The 954-nt window shown below is 62.7% G+C and carries 1 protein-coding gene; it reads left to right on the forward strand.

What is annotated here, in order from left to right:
* Nucleotides 1-242 precede the first annotated feature (242 nt).
* Nucleotides 243-869 (forward strand): glutathione S-transferase family protein, encoded by a 627-nt coding sequence (locus tag GY937_21925; protein ID MCP5059371.1) that lies wholly within the window; start codon nt 243-245, stop codon nt 867-869.
* Nucleotides 870-954 lie beyond the last annotated feature (85 nt).

Here is a 954-nt window from a genome sequence, read left to right on the forward strand (position 1 = left end):
ATCTCACGCGCCAAGTCCAAGCCTGGCAAGACGATCGCAACCGAACGACGAAGGGCGTCGACTGGCAATTCACGACCCAACAAGCCCGCGTGAAACTGCGACGACTCTACCCCCAGCTTTTGGTGTGACAAGGGACTAGAGGTCCTACCCCTCTCCTGGCTTGGCAACACTCTGTTTCGCCCTCTACGCGGGCCCGCGGGGTCCTACACTTGGAGGCCGGCCCACGCCCAGGAGAAGCTGCAGTGAAGATCCATGATTTCCCTTTTGCCCCGAACCCGCGCAAGCTGCGGGCCTACCTTGGGGAGAAGGGGCTCGAGATTCCGTTCGTGTTGGTCAACCTTCCGAACGGCGAGCAGAAGAAGCCCGAGTTCCTGGCCAAGAACCCGCTGGGAAACACGCCCGTGCTCGAACTCGATGACGGCAGCTACCTGACGGAATCCCTCGCCATCATCGAGTATCTGGAGGAGTTGTATCCCGAGCCGCCGATGATCGGTGAGACCCCGCTCGAGCGAGCGGGGGTCCGACGCCTGGAACGGATCGCGGAACACGGCGTGCTCCATGCGGTCGCCCGGTACGTGCACGGAACGAAGTCTCCGCTTCCTGGCATCGAGGCCAACCCTGCCATCGCCAAAGCAGCCCTCGAATCCATGAACGCCCCGCTCGCCGTTCTCGACCGGGAGACCGGCGACCACCCCTTCATAGCGGGGAGTCGGCCAACCATCGCCGATTGCACCCTCTTTGCGGCCTTCGAGTTCGCAAAGTTCGCCAGCCTGGAAGTCGCTGACGTGGGTGCGGGCTTCCCCAACCTGAAGCGCTGGCACGCCGCGTTCTCGCAGCGCCCCAGCACCCAGGTTTCGTTCCCGAGCTAGCGAGCTGGAGAAAGTCAACCAGCGGGGACGGAGTTTACAATTGACTTGTTGCTGAGGGGGCAGTGCCCCCTCAGCAACAAGTCAA

It is taken from the genome of bacterium (assembly GCA_024228115.1).
In the GTDB taxonomy this organism is placed as follows: Bacteria; Myxococcota_A; UBA9160; order UBA9160; family UBA6930.